This is a genomic window from Stieleria mannarensis, from assembly GCF_014154935.1.
GTDB classification, from domain to species: domain Bacteria; phylum Planctomycetota; class Planctomycetia; order Pirellulales; family Pirellulaceae; genus Stieleria; species Stieleria mannarensis.
This window is the reverse complement of record NZ_JACEHH010000012.1, coordinates 119773-140853: the sequence shown is the minus strand read 5'-3', so window position 1 is coordinate 140853 and position 21081 is coordinate 119773. Positions and strand designations below refer to the sequence as shown.

At 57.4% G+C, this 21081-nt stretch carries 16 protein-coding genes; 10 read left to right on the top strand and 6 right to left on the bottom strand.

Features of this window, described 5'->3' with window-relative positions:
• Positions 1–142 precede the first annotated feature (142 nt).
• A complete protein-coding gene (locus tag H1B37_RS10525; RefSeq protein ID WP_182866599.1) occupies positions 143–793 on the bottom strand; it encodes a DUF1801 domain-containing protein in 651 nt (216 codons plus the stop codon).
• Positions 794–874: 81 nt separating this feature from the next.
• On the opposite strand from H1B37_RS10525, the gene arsC reads away from it, so the two are divergent.
• The 6 genes from arsC (at position 875) to H1B37_RS10495 (ending at position 7651) form a co-directional block, all read left to right on the top strand.
• On the top strand, positions 875–1225 hold the full coding sequence (gene arsC / locus H1B37_RS10520; RefSeq protein WP_182866598.1) for an arsenate reductase (glutaredoxin): 351 nt from the start codon (positions 875–877) through the stop codon (positions 1223–1225).
• Positions 1226–1232: 7 nt separating this feature from the next.
• Positions 1233–2756 carry a sulfatase family protein gene (locus tag H1B37_RS10515; RefSeq protein WP_436298270.1) on the top strand — a complete coding sequence of 508 codons (1524 nt, stop codon included), beginning with the start codon at positions 1233–1235 and terminating at the stop codon, positions 2754–2756.
• 140 nt (positions 2757–2896) lie between these two features.
• On the top strand, positions 2897–3367 hold the full coding sequence (locus tag H1B37_RS10510) for a Uma2 family endonuclease (RefSeq protein WP_182866597.1): 471 nt from the start codon (positions 2897–2899) through the stop codon (positions 3365–3367).
• A 204-nt stretch (positions 3368–3571) separates the two neighbouring features.
• Positions 3572–5161 (top strand): alkaline phosphatase D family protein, encoded by a 1590-nt coding sequence (locus H1B37_RS10505; RefSeq protein ID WP_286177606.1) that lies wholly within the window; start codon positions 3572–3574, stop codon positions 5159–5161.
• Between the two features lie 270 nt (positions 5162–5431).
• Positions 5432–6943, top strand: coding sequence for a sulfatase family protein (locus H1B37_RS10500; protein WP_182866596.1), 1512 nt, complete (start codon positions 5432–5434; stop codon positions 6941–6943).
• Positions 6944–6970: 27 nt separating this feature from the next.
• The gene (locus H1B37_RS10495) at positions 6971–7651 is read left to right on the top strand and encodes a class I SAM-dependent methyltransferase (RefSeq protein WP_182866595.1); all 681 of its coding nucleotides are present in this window, start codon (positions 6971–6973) and stop codon (positions 7649–7651) included.
• Here the strand turns inward: H1B37_RS10495 and H1B37_RS10490 are convergent.
• From H1B37_RS10490 to H1B37_RS10475, 4 genes are all read right to left on the bottom strand, one after another.
• Positions 7645–9003 (bottom strand): sigma-54-dependent transcriptional regulator, encoded by a 1359-nt coding sequence (locus tag H1B37_RS10490; protein ID WP_182866594.1) that lies wholly within the window; start codon positions 9001–9003, stop codon positions 7645–7647. The genes H1B37_RS10495 and H1B37_RS10490 overlap by 7 nt on opposite strands.
• The gene (locus tag H1B37_RS10485) at positions 9004–12450 is read right to left on the bottom strand and encodes an efflux RND transporter permease subunit (protein WP_182866593.1); all 3447 of its coding nucleotides are present in this window, start codon (positions 12448–12450) and stop codon (positions 9004–9006) included. It abuts the gene before it with no gap.
• A gap of 140 nt (positions 12451–12590) precedes the next feature.
• Positions 12591–13811, bottom strand: a complete 1221-nt coding sequence (locus H1B37_RS10480) for an efflux RND transporter periplasmic adaptor subunit (RefSeq protein ID WP_220498143.1) — start codon at positions 13809–13811, stop codon at positions 12591–12593.
• A gap of 440 nt (positions 13812–14251) precedes the next feature.
• Complete coding sequence (locus H1B37_RS10475) at positions 14252–14959, bottom strand: cytidylate kinase-like family protein (RefSeq protein ID WP_182866592.1); 708 nt, start codon at positions 14957–14959, stop codon at positions 14252–14254.
• A gap of 214 nt (positions 14960–15173) precedes the next feature.
• Between H1B37_RS10475 and H1B37_RS10470 the strand changes: the two genes are divergently transcribed.
• The 3 genes from H1B37_RS10470 (at position 15174) to H1B37_RS10460 (ending at position 17796) form a co-directional block, all read left to right on the top strand.
• Positions 15174–15320: a hypothetical protein gene (locus H1B37_RS10470; RefSeq protein ID WP_182866591.1), complete on the top strand. Its 147-nt coding sequence runs from the start codon at positions 15174–15176 to the stop codon at positions 15318–15320.
• 116 nt (positions 15321–15436) lie between these two features.
• Positions 15437–17368, top strand: a complete 1932-nt coding sequence (locus H1B37_RS10465) for a TolC family protein (protein ID WP_286177604.1) — start codon at positions 15437–15439, stop codon at positions 17366–17368.
• A gap of 248 nt (positions 17369–17616) precedes the next feature.
• Positions 17617–17796 (top strand): hypothetical protein, encoded by a 180-nt coding sequence (locus H1B37_RS10460; RefSeq protein WP_182866590.1) that lies wholly within the window; start codon positions 17617–17619, stop codon positions 17794–17796.
• Between the two features lie 352 nt (positions 17797–18148).
• Here H1B37_RS10460 and H1B37_RS10455 read toward each other — a convergent pair whose 3' ends face one another.
• The gene (locus H1B37_RS10455; protein ID WP_182866589.1) at positions 18149–18982 is read right to left on the bottom strand and encodes a polysaccharide deacetylase family protein; all 834 of its coding nucleotides are present in this window, start codon (positions 18980–18982) and stop codon (positions 18149–18151) included.
• 108 nt (positions 18983–19090) lie between these two features.
• Between H1B37_RS10455 and H1B37_RS10450 the strand changes: the two genes are divergently transcribed.
• Entirely contained in the window at positions 19091–20881 is a 1791-nt protein-coding gene (locus H1B37_RS10450) for a LamG-like jellyroll fold domain-containing protein (protein ID WP_182866588.1), read from the top strand.
• Positions 20882–21081 lie beyond the last annotated feature (200 nt).

Here is a 21081-nt window from a genome sequence, read left to right as displayed (position 1 = left end):
AATCGCCTAAAGGCTAGACACCAACGATTGTGCCCGTGCCATTCGGGGTAGTCATGTTTTCGACACAATCGGCCGCGCGACGCAATGCCAAAGCTCCCCTGCCCGGCGACCCTCCCATCGTCTTGCCCCTATCGTCTTGCCCCTATCCCCCTGAGTCCTGCATCTGCTTGTGCGACCCGTCGCAATTGGGCAGCTTGGCCGACAAGCCGCACACGCAATCGTGCAGCCCCTTGCCGTTTAGAATGCGTTGTTCGCACTTCTTGATCCGCGCCACCCGCGTCTTGGATTGCTTGGCGGCGGAAAAGTGAAGGAGGTAGCCGCGCTGTCGACCCGGTGTCAAGTTTTCGAATGCCGCCCTCAGCGGTTCGTTTTCGGCAAAACAAGCGGCCAATTCCTCGGGGCAATTAGGCCCCACATCGTTCTTCAACTCCACCTTCGCGCCGGCCTTCTCCAACGCAGCGGCTTTGCGAATATAAGCGACCAAGACAGGCTCGATCGCCTCAATTTCGTCAACCGACGTGAATCGGATCAGGCGGGCCGAGCGAGAATTTTCGCCGGGTTTGACGAGCAGCTTGTCGGGGTCTTTCAGCAACACCCCCTTAAAAAAGCTGAGCGTGCAGCACGATTTTAATGAACCGAGGATGACGACGTTTTTCCCGCCGAGCGTGTAGCAGGGCACCCGCCACTTGAGTTCTTCGGTCAACCCGCACTGGAGCACAATGCGTCGAAGCGTCTGAAGTTCATCGCGCCATGTCGATACTGACCGGAAGTATTCGTCAACCTTGGAATTCATCGTTCCCAACTGCGAGGGGTTGCGGAGTAAGATGACCGATTGTATCCCCTCGCGGGTTCGCGTTCCAAATCCGATCCAATCATGACCACCGTTTACCACAATCCCCGCTGCTCGAAATCCCGTGCAGCCCTCGAACTGCTCCGATCGCATCAAATCGAGTTCGACGTTGTCAAATACCTGGAAGATCCCCCGAGCGAAAAAGAACTTCAAAAGATCGTGAAGATGCTCGGGATCAAGCCGGAGCAGTTGGTCCGCAAGAAAGAAAAACGCTTCAAGGAGCTGGGGCTTGGCGATCAAAAGCTGTCCGACAGGCAATGGATTGCGATCTTAGCGGCGAATCCCTCCTTGATCGAACGCCCGATCGTCGTCCACGGGGGGAAGGCTGCGATCGGTCGTCCCACAGAAAACATCACCGAACTTCTTGGCCAATAGCGAACCAATGACAATGCACCTTACCAAGCCGATCGTTTTATTGCTCGCGTGTTTGTGGATCCAGGCGGACCTTGCACAGCAAACCCATGCAGCCGACGACACCGATTCCAAACCCAATCTGGTCTTTCTGTTCGCGGATGACCAGTGCACGTATTCTCTGGGTTGTTACGGAAACAAGGACGTCAAAACGCCTCACATGGACCAGCTTGCCCGCGACGGGGTGGTGTTCGACAAACACTACAACACGACGGCGATTTGCATGGCCAGTCGTGCGAATGTGTTCACGGGGATGTACGAATACAAAACCGGATGCAATTTCACCCACGGCAACATGCACGCCGACGTCTGGGCCAAGTCGTATCCTGTGCTGCTGCGCGAGGCGGGGTACCTGACCGCGTTTGCCGGTAAGTTTGGGATTGTCGTCGAAGGCAAGGGGTTATGTGAAGACGATTTCGATTTCTGGGGCGGCGGCCCCGGCCAGACCAATTACGCGACGGCCAAGAACAAGTCAATGCAAAAGTATGCCGACAAGTATCCCCATTCGACCTTGTCCTACGGCGCGTTCGGACAGGACGTGATTCGCGAGTCTGTCAAGCAGGACAAGCCGTTTTGCTTGTCCATCAGCTTTAAAGCCCCCCACAAGCCGGCAACGCCCGACCCGCGTTTCGATGACGTCTACGCGGGCAAGTCGTTCACCAAACCGGCCAACTTCGGCCGAGAACACGGCCAGCATCTGTCGCCGCAAAGCAAGACGGGACGCCAATACCCGCGTTTTTTTGATTGGAAGTACGACAGCGACTACGACGGTGAAATGGCCAAGTATCACCAGCAAGTCTATGCAATCGACGTCGCGCTGGGGATGATCCGAGACGAACTCAAGGCCCAGGGTGTCGCCGACAACACCGTCGTGATTTACACCAGCGACAACGGCTATATCTGTGGTTCGCATGGATACGGTTCCAAGGTGTTGCCGATGGAAGAATCCTCGCGTGTCCCGTTGATGATCTACGACCCGCGCAGCCCGGTCAGCGGAAAACAACTCCGTTGCGATCAATTGACCGGCAACATCGACTTCGCGCCCACCATGCTGGAATTGGCCGGATTGCCGATCCCCGCAAACATGGACGGGAAAAGCTTGCTCGGCTTGCTGCAGAATCCCGACCAAGGCGGGCACGATCAGCTGGCGTTTATCAATGTGTTCGGTCCGCTGTCCACACACAGCCTGACCTGCCTGACCAAACAATACAAATACACGTATTGGTGGTACGGCGATGACACGATGGAGCCCGCCGAGGAATTGTTCGACACCCAAAACGATCCGCTGGAGTTGACGAACCTTGCCGACAGCTCCGGTAGCGTGACGGTGCTCGACCAGATGCGGAAACGCTACGATCAGGAGTTGGCCAAATGGAAGGAACAAGCCGTCGATTACAATAACTACCAACGCTACGGCACCCTCTTTGACCGCACGATCCCGCTGGCGAAAAAGTCGGATCAGATGCCAGGCAATCGTCGTCGGGCAGCAAAGTAGGGGACTGCCAGTCGTGGCGCATTGAATTGCTGGTCAGACCCCTCTCTGGCCATTGCGATGGCCCACAGAGGGGAGGCGGACGCATCGGTTTTTGCTATAATCGACGCATTGCGTTTTCTTTTTTCCGGCTTGCCGATCTCATGAGTATCGCGACACACCGTTTCAGCAACGAAGAGTACCATCAACGATTCACCGAGGGTGATAAAGTTGAATTAATCGATGGATTGATCTACGACAAAATGGTGATCGGTCCCAAGCACCGCAGTGCGGTGAACAAGCTGATCAAGATATTTGTCTTGGCTGGCTATGACGTCAGTTCCCAAGGACCAATCTCCTGGCCGGGCAACGAACCCGAACCTGATTTGACCATTCTTGCGGCGGGAACGGACCCGACAGACCGTCATCCGCTGCCCAATGAGTGCTTGCTGGTGATCGAGGTGAGTGACGCATCCCTGGCCAAGGATCGCGAGGTCAAGTTGCCCGCCTATCAACAGGCCGGAATTCGAACTTGGATCGTCAATTTGCAGGACGACGTTTTTGAGATTGACGGCCGGAAAACGAAAACCGCAAGTTTCAACGATGTCACGATCAACATTGACGACATCGTCTGAGGAACAGTCTCGCGGGTGAAATGAAGGGTGTCCGACGTCCTTTTGCAGGTCACGGTTCTTTGATCCGATCGGGCGCGAAGGGGAATGGCCCTCTGCTAGAATCCGCCCGCGCAACCGCTTAAGGTGGACGGCCGTCGATCGTCGCAGACCCGCGGCGGTGCGGCTTGTTGAATTCAGATATGCCTTTCTCGCTTCGAAGAGTCGATGTTTAGAACAATCAATGATCGGGATCGTTTGAAAATGCGTCAGCAGGTCAGCCGCAGGACGATGATGTCCTTCGCGAGTTTATTGCCGACGATCGTTTGGTCGTCGCAGCAGACTTACGCGGATGCTTCATTCAAGACGGACAAGAACCCGTTTACGCTGGGCGTTGCGTCGGGGGACCCGGATCACCGCGGGGTGGTGCTGTGGACCCGTCTGGCCCCTGAACCGCTGCAGCCAGGCGGCGGAATGCCGGCGCGAGCGATTGAGGTGTCCTGGGAGGTCGCGGCGGACGAGTCCATGCGAAATGTCGTCGCGGAGGGCAGCCAGCTGGCAACCCCTGCACTAGGACATTCGATCCACGTCGAGCTGGATGGTCTGAAACCGGATCGTTGGTATTGGTATCGATTCCGGTGCGGTGATGCGGAAAGCCCGATTGGTCGTACACGCACGATGCCTCATCCTGAAAGTGAGCCAGAAGGTGTACGGTTCGCGGTGACGTCCTGCCAGAATTACGAGCAGGGTCTCTACACCGCGTATGAACAGATGGCTCGTGATGAACTTGATTTAGTCTTTCACCTTGGGGATTACATCTACGAGTACGCTGCCGGACGAAACGGCAAGGTGCGAACGCATCACGGGGCAGAGATCCAGTCACTCGATGACTATCGCGCTCGATATGCACAGTACCGATCCGATCCGTTGCTGCAGCGGATGCACGCGCAATGTCCCTGGGTCCTGACCTGGGACGATCACGAATTTGACAACAACTGTGCAAACGACATCTCAGAGGAATCGGGCATTGACCCCGTCGATTATCTCGCACGCCGAGCCAACGCGTACCAAGCGTATTACGAAATGATGCCACTGCGGCTGAAGCAGATGCCGCGTGGAAGTGACATGCGTCTTTACCGAAGCGCGGCATTTGGACGACTCGCAGAGTTTCAGGTGTTGGACACACGCCAATACCGAAGCGACCAACCCAACGGTGATCGCAAGTCGCCGCTAAACGAAGCGGCGCTCGCGAAAAGTCAGACCATGCTGGGGCGAAAGCAGCGTGGCTGGTTGAGCAAGCAACTGACTCGCTCCGCCGCTCAGTGGAACGTTTTGGCACAGCAGGTGATGATGGGGATGGTCAATCGCAGCGGTGACCCGGCGAACGAACAGTTCTCGATGGACCAGTGGCCGGGATACTCTCATGAACGGATGGAATTGATACGATTCCTACGCGATCGCCGCATTGCAAATCCGGTGGTCTTGACCGGTGACATCCATTCCAACTGGGTCAATGAACTGAGAGTGGACGATCGGCGGGAAGACGAGCCAACGATCGCGACCGAGTTTGTCGCAACCTCACTTTCCAGCGGCGGCAATGGGCCTGAAAAACCCAACAACCTGGATGCGATCCTGGCCGAGAACCCGTGCGTCAAATTTCACAATGGCGAGCGTGGCTACATCCGTTGTGACGTGACGCCCGAGCGGTGGAAAGCCGACTTCATGGTCGTCGACGACGTACTCAAGCCTGGCGGACGAACATTTGAGCGGGCCTCGTTTGTTGTCGAATCGGGGGCGGCCAAAGTCCATCCGACTTAATAGCTCCGGCGGACTCACGGTACTGCAATGTGCTTTCTTCATGCCCGCACCAACCCTTGGCAATCCGAGAGCACAGGGTCATCAAACGATGACAAACACGACGACCATGAGGGTCGGTAAAATGCGTGAATGGTCCGGCACCTTACGTCGATGTATTCTACAATCACAGTTCCGCCAAATGAACCTCCGCCGTGTGGTTGCCGCCGAATGTTTGCTCACCCATTACTTTGCAGGATACGCGTCGCGACCCTGGTTGCGATCACAGCCCTGGTGACGCCAGCCCCTGTGACATCACATGCCAAAGCGGATTCAACCGATCACCCCAACATCGTTGTGATTCTCGCCGACGACATGGGCTGGGGTGATCCGCAGTGCTACCAGGCCGATTCGCAAATCCCGACGCCGAACCTGGATCGGCTGGCCGCCGGCGGCATGCGTTTCACCGACGCCCACACGCCCTCGTCCGTCTGCACACCGACGCGGTACACGTTGCTGACGGGACGTTACTGTTGGCGGACGTCATTGACAAAAGGGGTGCTCGACGGATTTGCACCGCCGCTGATCGGGGATGGCGAAGACACGTTGGCGTCGATGTTAAAGCGTCAGGGCTATCGCACCGCCTGTGTCGGCAAATGGCATCTGGGAATGCAGTGGCACGACAAAGGCGGAAACGCGGTGGAGCGTCGAGGCGTCGGCGTTCGCTTTCGCCCCGGGGACGAAATCGATTTTGAGTGCGACATCAGCGGCGGCCCGAACGACCTAGGGTTCGATTCCTATTTCGGCATCTCGGCATCGCTGGACATGGCACCCTACGTCTTCATCCGCGACCGCCGCGTCGAGACGTTGCCCACCGAAAGGCATCAAGAGATTGACGGCACGATCTTTCTCAATGGAGTTTCAGGTGTGAAGTCAGCAGGATTTGACATTCACGACGTGTTGCCCCGATTCGGCGATGAAGCCGTGAACGTGATCGAGTCGCATACCGATCGCGATCAGCCGCTGTTTCTCTACCTGCCACTCAGTTCGCCCCACCTTCCGATCGCCCCCTCGGCCGGCGCCAAAGGCAAAAGCAACGCAGGCGACTACGGCGACTTCGTCTGGGAGACCGATCACGTCGTCGGGAGGGTTCTCGATGCACTTGAGCGTGCCGGAATGACTGCCAACACGATGGTCGTGTTCACCAGTGACAACGGCGGTCTGTGGCACTGGTGGGATTTTCGAGCCGACGACGATGGCGGGAAGGCCCCGATCACGCCGCGCGGACAGTACGTGAAGGACTTTAACCATCAGAGCAATGCCCACCTGCGCGGCACCAAGGCCGACATCTATGAAGGCGGACATCGCGTTCCGTTCATCGTCCGCTGGCCGGCACGCGTCAAGGCCGGACAGGTGAGCAGCCAACTCGTCGAACTGACCGACGTGTTTGCGACCGTTGCCGACATCACCTCCAGCGACACCCTCGGCGATTCGGGCAGGGACAGCATTTCGTTTCTGCCCCTCTTAGGCGGAGAAGCCGGGGAGCCGCGTTCCTTTTCGGTGCATCACTCAGTGTCCGGAGTTTTCGCGCTTCGGCAAGGAAATTGGAAACTGATCGAAGGCCGCGGAAGTGGCGGTTTCACCCGGCCCAAGCATGCCCGAGAATTCGAGGACAGCGTTCCCGGCCAACTTTACGATCTTCACACCGATCCGCGTGAGCAGCACAACCGCTGGACCGAGCAAGCCGAACGGGTCGATTCGATGCGGGAGACCCTGCAACGCATTCGTGGACGCGTGCATCGGTAACGTACGACTTTGAGGAGCCCCCCAAAAATGAACGATGACAGCAGCACGCCCCACGTCTCCAATCGCCATTTTTATGACCGTATCAGTCATGCCTACGATGCGATCTCGGATTCGAACGAGCACGAGGCGCGCGAGATTGGCGAGCGACTGTTGAATGTTTCAGCGGGCGAAAGAGTGTTGGAAATCGGATACGGAACGGGGAATTCGATCGTGCATTTTGCCATTGCGGCAGGTGCGACGGGCAAGGTGGTCGGACTCGACGTCTCCGAAGGCATGCGGCGCGTCGCACAGGCCAAAATTGATGAGGCCGGAGTTGCGGATTCGGTCGAGCTGTGTGTCGGCGATGCCGTCGCGTTACCGTGGCAGGACAATTCGTTCGACGCGGCGTTTTTTAGCTTTACCTTGGAGCTATTCTCCGAGGAGGACATTGTGACGGTGTTGCACGAGGTTCACCGCATCCTCAGGTCTTCCGGGCGGATCGTCGTCGTGGGCATGGCGACCGTTCGTGACGATGAGCAGGTGAGCTTTCTTGAAAAGACGTATCAATGGATGCATCGACACTTCCCGCATATCGTTGATTGCCGCCCGATCGACGCCGTCGCGTTGCTTCAAACGAACGGTTTTGAAGTGATATCCGAACAACGAAGTGAGATCTGGACGATGCCGGTCGCCGCGGTTCTGGCATCGAAGAAGAGGGGGCATCAATGAAGGTCGTACTTATTCATTTTGTAGTGTAGTGTTCGGACGCTGATCCCGAGCGATTTGGCGGTTTGTTCACGATGATGGTCATTGGCCGCCAACGCATCTTCAATGGCTGATTTCTCCGCCGCTTCGGTCGTTTCCGCGAGTGTCCTGGCAGCGTATTGCGGCTTGCCGTCACCCTTGCGAATCTCTGTCGGCAGGTCAGAGGTCGAGATCACCTCAGTTGTCGACGTCACGACGACGCGTTCGATTACGTTTCGTAGTTGACGAACGTTGCCGGGCCACCGCGCATTGACCAGCAGTTTCATCGCGCTGGAGTCGACGGTCCTGGGCGGACGATGATGGCGATTGCAGAAATGGTCCAGAAAGTACTCCACCAACAAGGGGACATCACCCCGTCGGGACCGAAGCGGTGGGACGTGGATGGGCACAATGTTCAACCGATAGTAGAGATCTTCGCGAAACGTCCCCTCGGCCAGCATCGTTGAAACATCACGGTTGGTGGCAGACACGATTCGTGCGTCCGAATGCAACTCCACTTCGCCCCCGACGCGCGTGTAGCACTGTGATTCCAAAACGCGAAGTAAGTCGATTTGGCTTTTGGCTGGGATTTCGGTGATTTCGTCCAGGAACAGCGTGCCGCCGATCGCCTGTTCGAAACAACCTGGTTTTTGACGCGACGCCCCGGTAAACGAGCCTCGTTCGTGCCCGAACAGCTCGCTTTCGAGCAGTGATTCGGGCAGTGCTCCCAGATTGACGGGGACGAACGGCCCCGCCGAACGGGGACTCTGGTCGTGAATCGCTCTGGCGATCAGCTCTTTACCGGTTCCGCTCTCGCCTTGAATCATGACGGTCGCATCGGTGGAGGCGACCTGCCGAATTTGAATCAACAACTCTTCAATCGCTTGGCTGTTACCGACGATACCGCTGATCTCGCCGGCGGCGGCCAGCTTTTCTTTAAGTGCGTGGTTTTCATACTGCAGCCGATGGTGGTCGACTGCTCGGCTGACCTGTTGACGAATCAGGTTCAAGTCGACCGGCTTACTGATGAAATCGAAGGCACCGCGTCGCATGGCTTCAACGGCCGTCTCGATGCTGCCGTGGGCGGTGATGACAATGGTCGTCGTGCCAGGCCGTTTCTGTTGGACCAACGAAATCAAGTCCAATCCGTTCCGATCACCGGGCATTCGCACATCGGCGATGACAAGCTGGAAATCGCCAGCGTCAAACTTGTCCAGCGCTTCGTTGACCGTTCCTGCCGTCTCGATCCTGTCAGCAACCTTGGCCAGGCCTCGGGCCAGCCCCGAGCGGAGATTGGGTTCGTCGTCGACAATCAGGATGTGGAATTCGCTGTCCATTTACGTCGTGCCCACCTCGTGGCGTTCAAACCGTTCACTCAACGGTTCTTCATGCTCGTCCCGTATCAAGTGGCGGCCATCGGCGAATTTTGCGAACAGGTAATACAACCCCGGGATGACCAACACCCCAACGATCGTCCCAAGCAACATCCCCCCCACCGCCGTGGTGCCGATGGTGCGGTTGCCGATCGCACCTGGTCCGGTCGCGCGGACCAGCGGAATCAAACCGGCGATGAAGGCGAACGAGGTCATCAGGATCGGGCGGAACCGCAACTTGCCACCCTCGATGCCTGCGTCCTGAATGCTCAGTCCCTGTTGTCGCCGCTGGACGGCAAATTCGATGATGAGGATCGCGTTTTTGCCAAGCAATCCGACCAGCATCACCAAACCGATCTGGCAATACACGTCATTGGCAAGTCCCATCGATTTGAGGAACAATAGCGAACCGAACAAACCGACCGGCAACGACGCCAAGACGGCAATCGGGATAATGAAGCTCTCATACTGTCCCACCAAAACCATGTAAACGAACACCACCACAATCACGAAGATGTAAATCGCGGTGTTGCCGGCCTTGGCTTCGTCATAGGCGAGCCCCCGCCAATCGATGTCGAATCCGTTGGGCAGTGTTTCTGCGGCGACTTCTTTGATCGCGGCAATTGCTTCCCCACTGCTGTATCCTGCCGCCGGTGCGCCCTGGATCGGTGCGGTCGGGTAAAGGTTGTAGCGACTGATTTCATTCAGCCCCTGCTTCTTTTCGATCCGCATGAACGCGGAATACGGAACCATTTCACCCGTTTCATTCTTGACAAACATGTTGTCGAGATCTTCCGGGTAACGGCGAAACTGTGGCGCGGCCTGGACATAAACCTTGTAGAACTGTCCGAATCGCACGAAGCCCTGTTCCCACGTGCTGCCGATGACGATCGACAGATTGTCCATTGCATCACGGATCGACACGCCTTTCTGCATGGCGACATCGTTGTCGATGATGATCTCGTATTGCGGATAGTTCGCGGCGAAGAATGTAAACAGGCCCTTGAGTTCCGGTCGTTTCCCGAGTGCCTCCATGAACTTGTCGGTTTCCTCGCCGAGCGCCGTGTAGTCACCGCTGTTGGTCTTGTCCAGCAGGTTCACCGAGAACCCCCCGGCAGCACCGAAACCGGGAACGGCCGGCGGTTCAAAGAACTCCAACTTGACATTGGCGATGTCCGTACCGCGTTCCTCCAACGCCTCGATGATCTGCTTCGACGTCAGCTCGCGCTCCGCCCAAGGTTTCAGGTTGATGATACAAGTACCTGCGTTCGACCCACGACCTTCGGTGAGCACCTCGTAACCGGCGATGGACGATACCGAGGTGATTTCGTCCATCGTCTTGCAGATCTTCTGCAGTTCGTGACACTTCGCGTTCGTGTACTCCAACGTTGATCCGGGAGGCGTTTGGACGATGCCATAGATCATCCCTTGGTCTTCCAGTGGAATAAACCCGGTCGGCAAGACTTGATTGACGACCAGAATGCCATAGGCAAACACGCCGATCACCGCTGCCGTCACGATGCGGCGTGTAATGATGTGTCGAAGTAGCCCCGCGTACCCGCCGGTGACCTTCTCTACGCCACGATCAAAGACGTGCAGGAACACACCGATCGGGCTGTGTCGCTTCGGGCTGCCGTCGAACCCCGAGAAGGTCGCTCGGAATGAGAATGCCGCGAGCGCTGCAATCACCGCAGCGATGATCTGCACTCGCATTTCGGGCAGTGCCAGCTGTTCGGAAAGGACTTCGTGAACGATCCCGACGTGAAGCAGAAAGTAGGCCCCGGCGCCGACGGCGGCACCGAGCAGCAGGCACAAAAGACCGCGAAGCACGAACGCGTACCGCCCAGCGATCTTGTTCATTCCGCGGTTGAGTGCCCCGACGATTCCACGTTCGCCCTTGTCGTCAAGCGGTTTCAGAATCATCGCGCACAGCACAGGCGTCAGTGTCAACGCCACCACGCCTGAAATCACGATTGACATTGCCATCGTCAACGAAAACTGCCGATAGAAAACGCCGACCGGCCCGGTCATGAACGTCACGGGGATGAACACGGCAGTCATCACCAATGTGATCGCGATGATCGCCCCGCTGATTTCACGGACGACTTCCTGAGTCGCTTGATAAGGTCCGATGTGCTTGGCATGCATCTTCTCATGAACCGCCTCGACCACCACGATCGCGTCGTCCACCACCACCCCGATCGCGAGGACCAGCGCGAACAACGTGATCAGGTTGATCGACATGCCGAACATCAGCATGAAGAAGAATGTGCCGATCAACGAGACGGGAACTGCCAAGGTCGGAATCAGCGTGCTGCGAAAGTCGCCGAGGAACAGATAGACGACCAGCGAAACGAGGATGAATGCCTCAAAGAGCGTGTGCAACACCTTTTCGATCGACGCATCCAAAAAGTTCGAAACGTCATACGTGACGGCGTAGTCCATTCCGGGCGGGAACGAAGTCTGCTTGATCTCTTCGACCTTTTCCTTGACCTTCTCGATCACCTCGGCCGCATTCGAACCGGGCGTTTGTTTGAGCACAATGGCGGCGGCCGGCAAACCATCGATGTCGCTGTAGAGATCGTAGAAGGACGAGCCGAGCGAGACGGTGGCGACATCGCCCAGACGTAGGATTTCGCCTTCGGGCGTCGCGCGCAGAATAATCTCGTTGTATTCGTCGGGGGTTTTGTATCGGCCGACCCAAGTCAAAACGTATTCCAGCGTTTGCGAAGTCGTGCCCGTGGCTTGGCCCAGCCGGCCCGGCGAACCGATCATGCTCTGCTCGTCAAGTGCCTTCATCACGTCTTCGGCATCGACCTTGTAGGCACGCATGCGGTCAAGATCCAATTCGACTCGCATCGCATACGAGCGGTTTCCGAGAATCGTGGCGCGGCCGACGCCCGGAATTCGTTTGATTTCGTTGAGGATATTGACCGTCGCGTAATTGTAGAGGTAGTTCTGGTCGACGTTGGGATCGGTGCTGAACACGTTCACGTACATCAACATGCTGGTCATGTTCTGCATCACGATGATGCCTTCACGCTCGACAATCGGCGGCAGGTTGTTTTTCACCATCTGGACACGATTGTTGACATTCATGACCGCGACGTCGGGATCGGTGCCGGGTTCGAACACGATTTGAATGGTGCCTTCGCCGGCACTGGTCGCGTCGCCCATCATGTAGCGCATGTTGGGTACACCGTTGATGGCTTGTTCCAAAATCACCATCGTCGAATCGATCAGGATTTTGGCGCTGGCACCGGGGTAGGAAACCGACACGCGAACGCTGGGTGGCGCGACCGAAGGGAATTGCGAGATCGGCAACACGTTGATCGCCAAACCACCCATGAACAGGATGAGCAACGAGATGACGATCGCCAACGCGGGCCGATGCAGAAACTTCTCAAACATGGTGGTTGTGGCTTGCCTCAGTCATTCGGAAAGCCGGCGTGACTTTCGACTGAACATGTGTGGGCGAGGAGAGATTGGTGAGCGACCAAACGACACGACGTGCTGCGGACCCTTCCGGAGGATGCGCCCGCCGGCGAGACCTATTCCGCGTGGTACTTCAAGTTCGACAGCACGGTCTCGGGCTGTTCGAATTCGTACTCAATCGTTTCGCCGTCACGAACTTGACGGATCCCCTCCAGGATGATCTTCTCCCCGGCTTCTAGGCCTTCAGCCACGATAAAGACATCGTCCTTTTCGTTTTGAATGACGATCTCGCGTTGGTGCACCACGTTGTCGACATCGACCACATAGGCATATTTTTTGGCCAGGATTTCGTAGGTTGCACGCTGCGGAATGACGATCGCATCCTTTTCGATTCGGTGGATCAGCACCGTGCCCGTTTGGCCGTGACGCAAAAGTCCATCAGGGTTCGAGAAGTCCGCGCGAAACGCGATGTTCCCCGTTTCGCTGTCGAAGTCCGCTTCGATCGCCGCAATCTTGCCGGAGTGGTCAAAGATGGTGTGGTTGGCGAGTTTGAGCTGTACATGCAAGTTGTCAGGATCCTGCCCGGCGTTCATCGCGGCGTGGTATTCCAGATAGCGAGCTTCGGGAACATTGAAATAGACCCACATCACGCTGTTGTCGGACATTGTCGTCAACATCGCACCTTCTTCGACAAGACTGCCTTCCTGTTCGTGCAGCCGATCGACGATGCCGTCAAAGGGCGCCTTGATGTCCGCAAAATCCATCTCTGCCTGGGCCAATTTGACGTTGGCAAGCGCTTTGGCGAGTTTCGCTTTGGCGAGCTTCAATTCCTGAGGCGACACGATGTTTTGTTGCACCAGACTTTGCGTGTTGTCGAGTTCGACCTGGGCCAACTGGGCCTCCGCCGTGTCGGCATCCAAGCGCGCTTCATACAAAGTCGGCAGGATTCGAAACATCGACTGGCCCTTTTCGACCTTTTGCCCCTCGTTCACGCGAATCTCTTTCAAGTACCCGCCTTCGAGGGCACAGATTTCGATGTGGCGACGAGAGTGGATTTGGCAAACGTATTGCTGTGTCAACGTGACGTCTTTGGCGACCGGACTGGTCACGACGACCTTGTGTTTGGCATGATGCTCGCCGCCGGCGTGCGCCCCTGCCGGGTGGTCGTCGGAGTGCTCCTCATTCGTGCCGTGGGAGGCATGCGTTTGATCGGCGCGCTCGTCTGCCGAGACGTGCGACTCGGAGTGTTCGCTGTCAGTGTTCTTCAGCTTCTCGACGCCAGCCATCGAGAGTGAACCGATCGCGAACAGTGCTGCTATCATCAAGTTGACACGCATGGATGAGGATTTCCTGGGATGCCTATAGGGATTGTGTGTGAAAACCGTCCGCCGCAATCGAGCGTCCCCTTTCGATCAAAACCGAGGGATGAACCGGTAGCGGAAGCCACCAAGACTTTCGGCGATGCCCCTTGGGAACCGGGACTCTTGGCGAGTTCCGCGACCCTGAATCGGAAGGTTGTCGGAGCATGAGAGATTTCCTGAAGCATCACTCGTGCCAATCTCGCGCCGGAGACATCGGTCCCTGCCGGCTCCGGCTGCGTTTCACACGGTTTTCTGTGCTTCAAAACGGAATTGACAATCTGGCAAAGAAATGTGCACCTCCCGGGCGACATCTGCAACTCCTTGCGTCGTTGCGGCAAATCCCTGCATGTGCCATCGGGAACTTGTGGTGAACGCCCGCGTTCTCGCTCCCACATGGGCCGCTCGCTCGCACGTCGCTACGCGACCTTGCGCGTGAAATGGCCGATGGATTCGACGATCGTGTCCGTCGCATCGTCAAGTGAGAGATCGCCGACGTTGATAATCAGGTCGTACAAGTGCGGATCCGACGCTTTCTGGTGAAAATGGTCTTTGATGTAAACGTCACGATCGCGATCCGTTTCGACAATGAACCGACGAGCTTCTCGTTCATCAAGCCCTTGCATGCGCATCACCTGATCGACGCGAAAGTCCATCGGAGCGACGATGCGCACCGAGAGACCACGATCGCGAGGCAGGATAAAACGGGCGCCGCGACCGACGATGACCACCTTTCCGTGCGAGGCCGCCAGCAACAGCAGCTTGGTGACACGATGTGTGTACGTCGATTCGGAAAATCCGAGTCCACCGATCCGAGACGTGATGATCGAACTGAGCCAGTTTTCGTGACGCTCATCGACACGCTGAATCAAGCAGCGCGGAGTGCCGTAGTGCTGCTGCATGTAGTCGACGATCTCTTGATCGAGTAAATCCCATTGTAAACGCTCGGCGACCTTTTTAGCGATCTCGCTGCCGCACGCACCCGTTTCTCGGGACAATGCCAAGTACGGTCCGACTTGGTTGGGGAGGTCGCGTCGGGCCAATCGGCGGTGAGTTTTCTCGGCTTGCACCCATTTAAAAATATTGCTTTCTGCTTTGTGTTCGATGGCGGGGACGTGTAGTGTCATTGGTCAGCTCCTTCATGGGGGGACGCGGTTCGGTCAGTCGACGCTTCCAGACGAAGCACGTGACGGGCCATCGCTGAGAACGACGGCCGTTAAAGAGCGGCGCCGGCGACAGGCCTTCCGCAAACCACGTCTCTGTAGGGCTTTGCATCCATGCAGCGACGTGATCGCCGACCGGGCCGCTCGGAATCGCAATGAAGCAACGTCTTGCAGACAGATGACAACCCCTGCACCGCTTGTCTTGTGTCGTGAGGTCCGGGCGGAGGTGATCGGCAAAGTCAACGCAACGGGAATGTTCGAAAGAACCGTTCTGCAAATGCTGGCACAATTCCATCAAGTGGATTTGATCGAGAGTCGAGACTAACCGGCTAGTCGATAGGCGTGGTATGCATTTTGCTCGGACGAAGGTGGAGCAAAACGAATCGAAGTCGCACGCTCGCTCGGCAGGACGCCACAATGCGAAGGCCATCAGGGAAGAACATGAACCGGAACCGCACGCAATCGCTTGCTCTACCGACCCAGGAAAGAAGTCGTCGGGATTGGGCAAAGAGTATTCCCGAGTCCGCGGGACGGAGTATTCCCGAGTCCGCGGGACGGAGTATTCCCGAGTCCGCGGGACGGGGACCGAAATCCACGTCGCGACGCGATGGCCGATCAAACACGCGAAGCAGTCACGCGATCCTTTCATCACTGTTGTGCGGCGCATTGCTGGCCGTTTCCGGTTGCGGAATCCCCGGTCTGCGATGCGCCCAGCCCGGCCCCGTGATGCCGTCGGTGTACAACTGGAACAACGGGACCCCGTTTTGGCATTCCTCGTCGCCCGACGATGTGCTGAACAAAAATGCGCAGCAAGAGTGTGAGACGCCCCAAAAACCAGGTACGTTCGCAGGGTTCATTCGAGCCGCCAGTTTCACGCAACCGGCTGTCCGGGACGAAGATCAAGCCGATGACAGTGCCAAGGACATTGCTTCTGATGCCGAGCAGATCGAATCCGATTCCCCAGCCCGTGACGACGCAACGACCGATTTCGATCCCACATCGCCCAGCGATCCCGACTACGGCTTGATCGACACCGACAGCGGACCGAGCGATCGCAGTTTCGGAATCGCGCCACTTGAAAATTCTGCCCAGCTGCCACAGGCTGTCTTCTACAACGATCCGTATTTGCTGAGCCTGATCGCGGAGACGTTGTCGGGGAACCAGGAGCTGAGAATCCTGTCCGAAGAAATCCGTATCGCGTACAACGAAAGCTATGCCCGCAGCGGCGAATACCGCCCCTTCGTAACGCTTGGCGGCGTCGCTGGACTTGAAAAACCCGGCCGTCACACACGCGCAGGTGCCGTCGAAGAACAACTCGAAGTTGCCCCCGGGACCGGGTTTCCCGATCCGCTCGGGGACTTCGGATTCGGCGCAAACGTATCGTGGGAAATCGACATCTGGAAGAAACTTCGCAATTCGCAACGCGCCGCCGCGATGCGTTACCTCGGAACTCAGGAGGGACGAAATTACATTGTCACCCGCGTCGTGGCCGAAGTCGCCGAGAACTACTATCGATTGCTTGCCTTGGACAACCGTCTACAGATTTTGCAATCGACGATCGACATTCAACAACAGAGCCTGAAGGTCTCCAAAGCCAAGAAAGCGGCCGGTCGAGGAACCGAGTTGGCCGTTCAGCGTTTTCAAGCCGAGGTGCAGAAAAACCTAAGTGAACGATCACTGATTGCCCAGGAGATCGTCGAAGTGGAAAACCGCATCAATTTTTTGGCCGGTCGCTATCCACAGCCGGTCGAGCGGATCACTGGTGACTTCGTGGAATTGAACTTGAGTACGGTTGGGGCCGGTATTCCGTCGGAGTTGTTGCAGAACCGAGCCGACATTCGTGAAGCCGAGCGGCAGGTTGCGGCCGCAGGCTTGGATGTGAAAGTAGCCCGAGCACGATTCTATCCCTCGCTGAGCTTGACCGCCGGACTCGGCTGGAACGCGTTCAGCACCGGATATCTGTTCCGCACACCGGAATCATTGATCTACGGGGTGGCCGGAGAACTGGTCGGCCCGCTGATCAACAAGCGTGCGATCAAGGCCGACTACTGCAGCGCCAATGCCGCGCAGCTGCAAGCGATCTACAACTACCAACAAACGGTGCTGGAAGCCCACATTGAAGTCGTCAACCAAATCACCAAGGTGGAGAATTACCGACGTAGTATCGACGTCAAGAAGCGGCAACTGGCGGCCCTTCAAGCCTCTGTCGACGCGGCCAACCAACTGTTTCAAAACGCGAGGGCGGAATACGTTGAAGTCCTGCTGGCACAGCGTGAATTGATGGAAGCCAAAATGGTTTTGGTCGAAACCAAGAACGAACAACTCTCGGCAATCGTCAACGCCTACCAGGCCCTGGGCGGAGGCGGCTTCTGAGCAAGGTGTGATGCAGTCGGTTGCAGAATCTGCAGGTTGCTGCATACACGAGTGTCGGTTGATGCCCGCACAAACAGGCAACGGAGCTCAGACGCTGATTGGCACATCGGTTGCGATCGGACTCTGCCAAGATCATCGCGGATCGAGGCCCAGGCGGACCCCGATCGGGTGGATTGCGATCGGGTTTTGTCACCGCTGCGATTGCGTGGCACGATGGTCTTACCGATCTCAGCTGAGGAGACTTCTCCATGTCACGAATCTACCGACGCCTCGTTATCCTGGCATCCTTGGTCACCGTTCTCTCATCGGCAGGCCTCGCCAACGCATCGCACTATCGAAGTGCCGTCGAGCGACGTCAGCATCCCGGACGCGGCTTCGTCAAAGACACGGGCCATCATGTGCAAGAAGTACGATTGCTCCGTCGCTAATCGGCGGGGGCGACTTGTCGTACAAGGTTACCGCGTCGTTGAAAGCCCTGGCGTCAGAACGTAACGACTCTGCCTGATCATTCGCGGTTCTCCACATGCCATTCCCCAACGTCTGCGGCACGCTGAGCTGCACGTCGCTCGTGCTCTTGCTCTGGTCATCTTCGTGGTCAATCGGCGAACAGCCGTACCCACCGAGTCCTCTCGTCCAACGGATTCAATTTGACTGGGCAACGCACCGAGCGGTGCAAGGAAGCGATAATTTTCAATTGACGTGGATCTGGATCTCTTTGTCCAGATCTCGGCTTCGCCAAACATGACAATGGAAACTCCGCATGTAGGTTTGCGGTGGACATTACGGAAGCTGATCGCAGGTGTAGGTCGCAAGCCCGAGTTGCCGGACCGTTGTGAAGATCCTGCGCAGCGCGTCGGGGGTCACGAAGTGTCCTGGACCGGATTCGGAGATGCGATGGGCGTAAAAGACGATGATCTCGTCGTTGTGGGCCGCGCGAGCAAGAGCGGCATCAAGTTGCTCGAACGTCCGGTCGGGCCGATCGGGAGCGTAATCGATTCCCTTGGCGTGCAAACATCCGCGTCGCGCGATGTCCTTCGCGGGAATGAACAGGTCGTCGACTTCACTAAGACGTTCCAGCGGTTGGGTTTGACGCCCGGTGCGGACGTGCCGAAAAACACCCAGCAGCGCCGAGTCGGTCGCCGCGTTGTTGCGGCTCATCGGGTACGCAAACGAAGTCACCTTCACGTCAGCTTCGGCTAATTGATCCAACTGGGGATCGATCTCTTGCCTTAGAAACTGCTCGGACGAGTTCTGCCGGAAGTACTCCACCGCCTTGAGGTGATGGACGCTGTGGGATCCGATCGCGTGGCCGTGTTTTTTCAGCTGATTGATGGCGGCCAGCGCGGGTGCGTCGATCGGCCCGCTGATGAAGAACGTTGCCTTGACCGAAAACTCATCGAACAGCGGAATCGCTCGCACCCAATCGTCAAAGTTGCGATCATCAAACGTGAACACCACACCGCCTTCGGTCAGATTTGTCGCAATTGACTCGCGATGCCGAGCAGAGGGCGGTGATTTGTCGTCTTGCGCGGTGGCGACAACTGAAGCCGACGCTGCGGTCAAGAGTACCAGATTACAGACCACTCTGGTGACCGTGATTCGTCGAGACAGCATCGGTGGATCCCTCAGAGACTATGGTATTAACTTGACCGCAGTGCAGTTAAGTCCAAACGTGAGACTTGCGATCCAAGAATGTACCCGATTGATAGGAACAAATGATTCATGACAACGATTGCCCGCCTTGGAATAGTTTTTTTGTATTGCGGTGTCCTATCCTTGCCGGCAGATGCCGATGATTCGATTCGCTGGTCACTCGATACGGTTGCATCGGATGACATTGCGATCCATGGTTCAGCGCGTCCGGCGAGCGGGGCCAGCGGAAAGAGTCTGGTGCTCGATGGCGGATCGTTGATCGAAACGAAAGGAGCGGGGAATGTGTTTTCCGCAGACACGTTCACGTTGTCGATTTGGGTGAATCCCTACGCAATCGATCGCGACCAGCAGATCATCGCCGCAAAGAACCGCTATTCGCTGGGGGAACGTGAGTGGTCGTTGATGCTGGACCGCGACGGGTGCTTCCGACTGTACCTGTGGCAGGATCGCTGGCTGACGATTGACGGACCGCAGCCCCAACCGGGACATTGGCACCACGTGGGGTTGGTACTCCATCGGGATCGTGCGGAATTGTTTGTCGATGGAGCGATCACCGGAGCAGTCAAGCTCGGCCGCCCGATCCGATCGACCGCGGCACCGCTGACGCTCGGCGGCGTGAACGACGATGGCCATCTCCGCCAAACGTTTCTCGGGGCGCTCGACGACGCGAGGATGGTGTCTCGGGCGCTGCAGCCTGCTGAAATCGCGGCGTTGTATCGGCCGGTGACCGCGACACACGAGATTCCCGAACAGGCGCCGCTGTTTGAGTTGTGGGACGAGTCGTCGCGGCTGGCGAAGGCGGCCGAGTTGCCCGAAGTGTCCGACGTTGAATTTCATGTGATCAAAAAATGGGACCAACCGGGAGACGGTTACAAGTTTCTGCACGGTGTTTCACTCGCCTGGCACCGAGGGAGGTTGTTCGCGTCGATCGGTCACAATCAAGGCGAAGAAAACACCGTCACCGAAGAAGCTCAGTATCGTGTCAGCGACGACGCCGGAAAGACCTGGGGGCCGCTGAAGATCATCGACGCCGGCGAAGAACCCGACTTGGCGGTCAGCCACGGTGTGTTCCTGTCCCACGACCAAACGCTGTGGGCCTTTCACGGCGCCTATTACGGACGGATGGAGCACATCCACACGCGTGCGTACCGGCTGGACGAGACGAGCGGCGACTGGGAACCACTGGGCGTCGTGCTCCAGCGCGGTTTCTGGCCGATGAATCAACCCGTGCCGATGGACGATGGCAACTGGATCATGCCTGGATTTCTTGGGAAACGCTACTCGGGCGACGCGGTGTTTCCGGCAGCGGTCGCGATCAGCCATGGCGACGACTTTACCAAGTGGGACCTGGTTGCGATCCCCGTCGACGACACAGTCAAGCGGATGTGGGGCGAATCGTCGCTGTTTGTCGATGGGAAGACGGTGGTCAATCTCGCCCGCTACGGCGGCGCGGCGGTGGCACTGGCGGCGACCAGCAATGATTACGGTCGCACCTGGTCGGCGTCTCGGCCGAGCAACCTTCCCATGGCGACTTCCAAACCGGCCGCCGGCGTGTTGAGCACCGGGCAGCGCTACCTGGTCTGTACGACGGCCAAGGACAACGGAGGAAAACGATCACCGCTGACGATCGCCGTTTCACGGCCCCACGAAAACACCTTCAGCCGCGTGTTCGTTATCCGCCGATCCGTGCACCGCGATCAACCGGGAGAATCCGCCGATCAGTTGAGTCTGTCGTATCCCTGTGCGATCGAGCATGACGGCAAGCTGTACGTCGGATTCTCCAACAACGGCGGCCGAAGGGGGAACCTGAACAGTGCGGAAATGGCGGTGATCCCGGTTGAGGCCCTTGGCGTCAGATAGGCTGGACGCGGCGTCGGGGGGATATTGGTCAAAAAATGGGTTGGTCAAAAAATGAAGGCAGTAGGTCGGAGTCGGCGTGTGAATCGGCCGACGGCTCACCAGTCACCTTTTGCCCCCACCCTCCTCCAGCCGGCCCATTTTTTGACCACTAAATTTTTTGACCACCCCGTTCCCCAGCCCTGTGACCGACGCGCCATGCG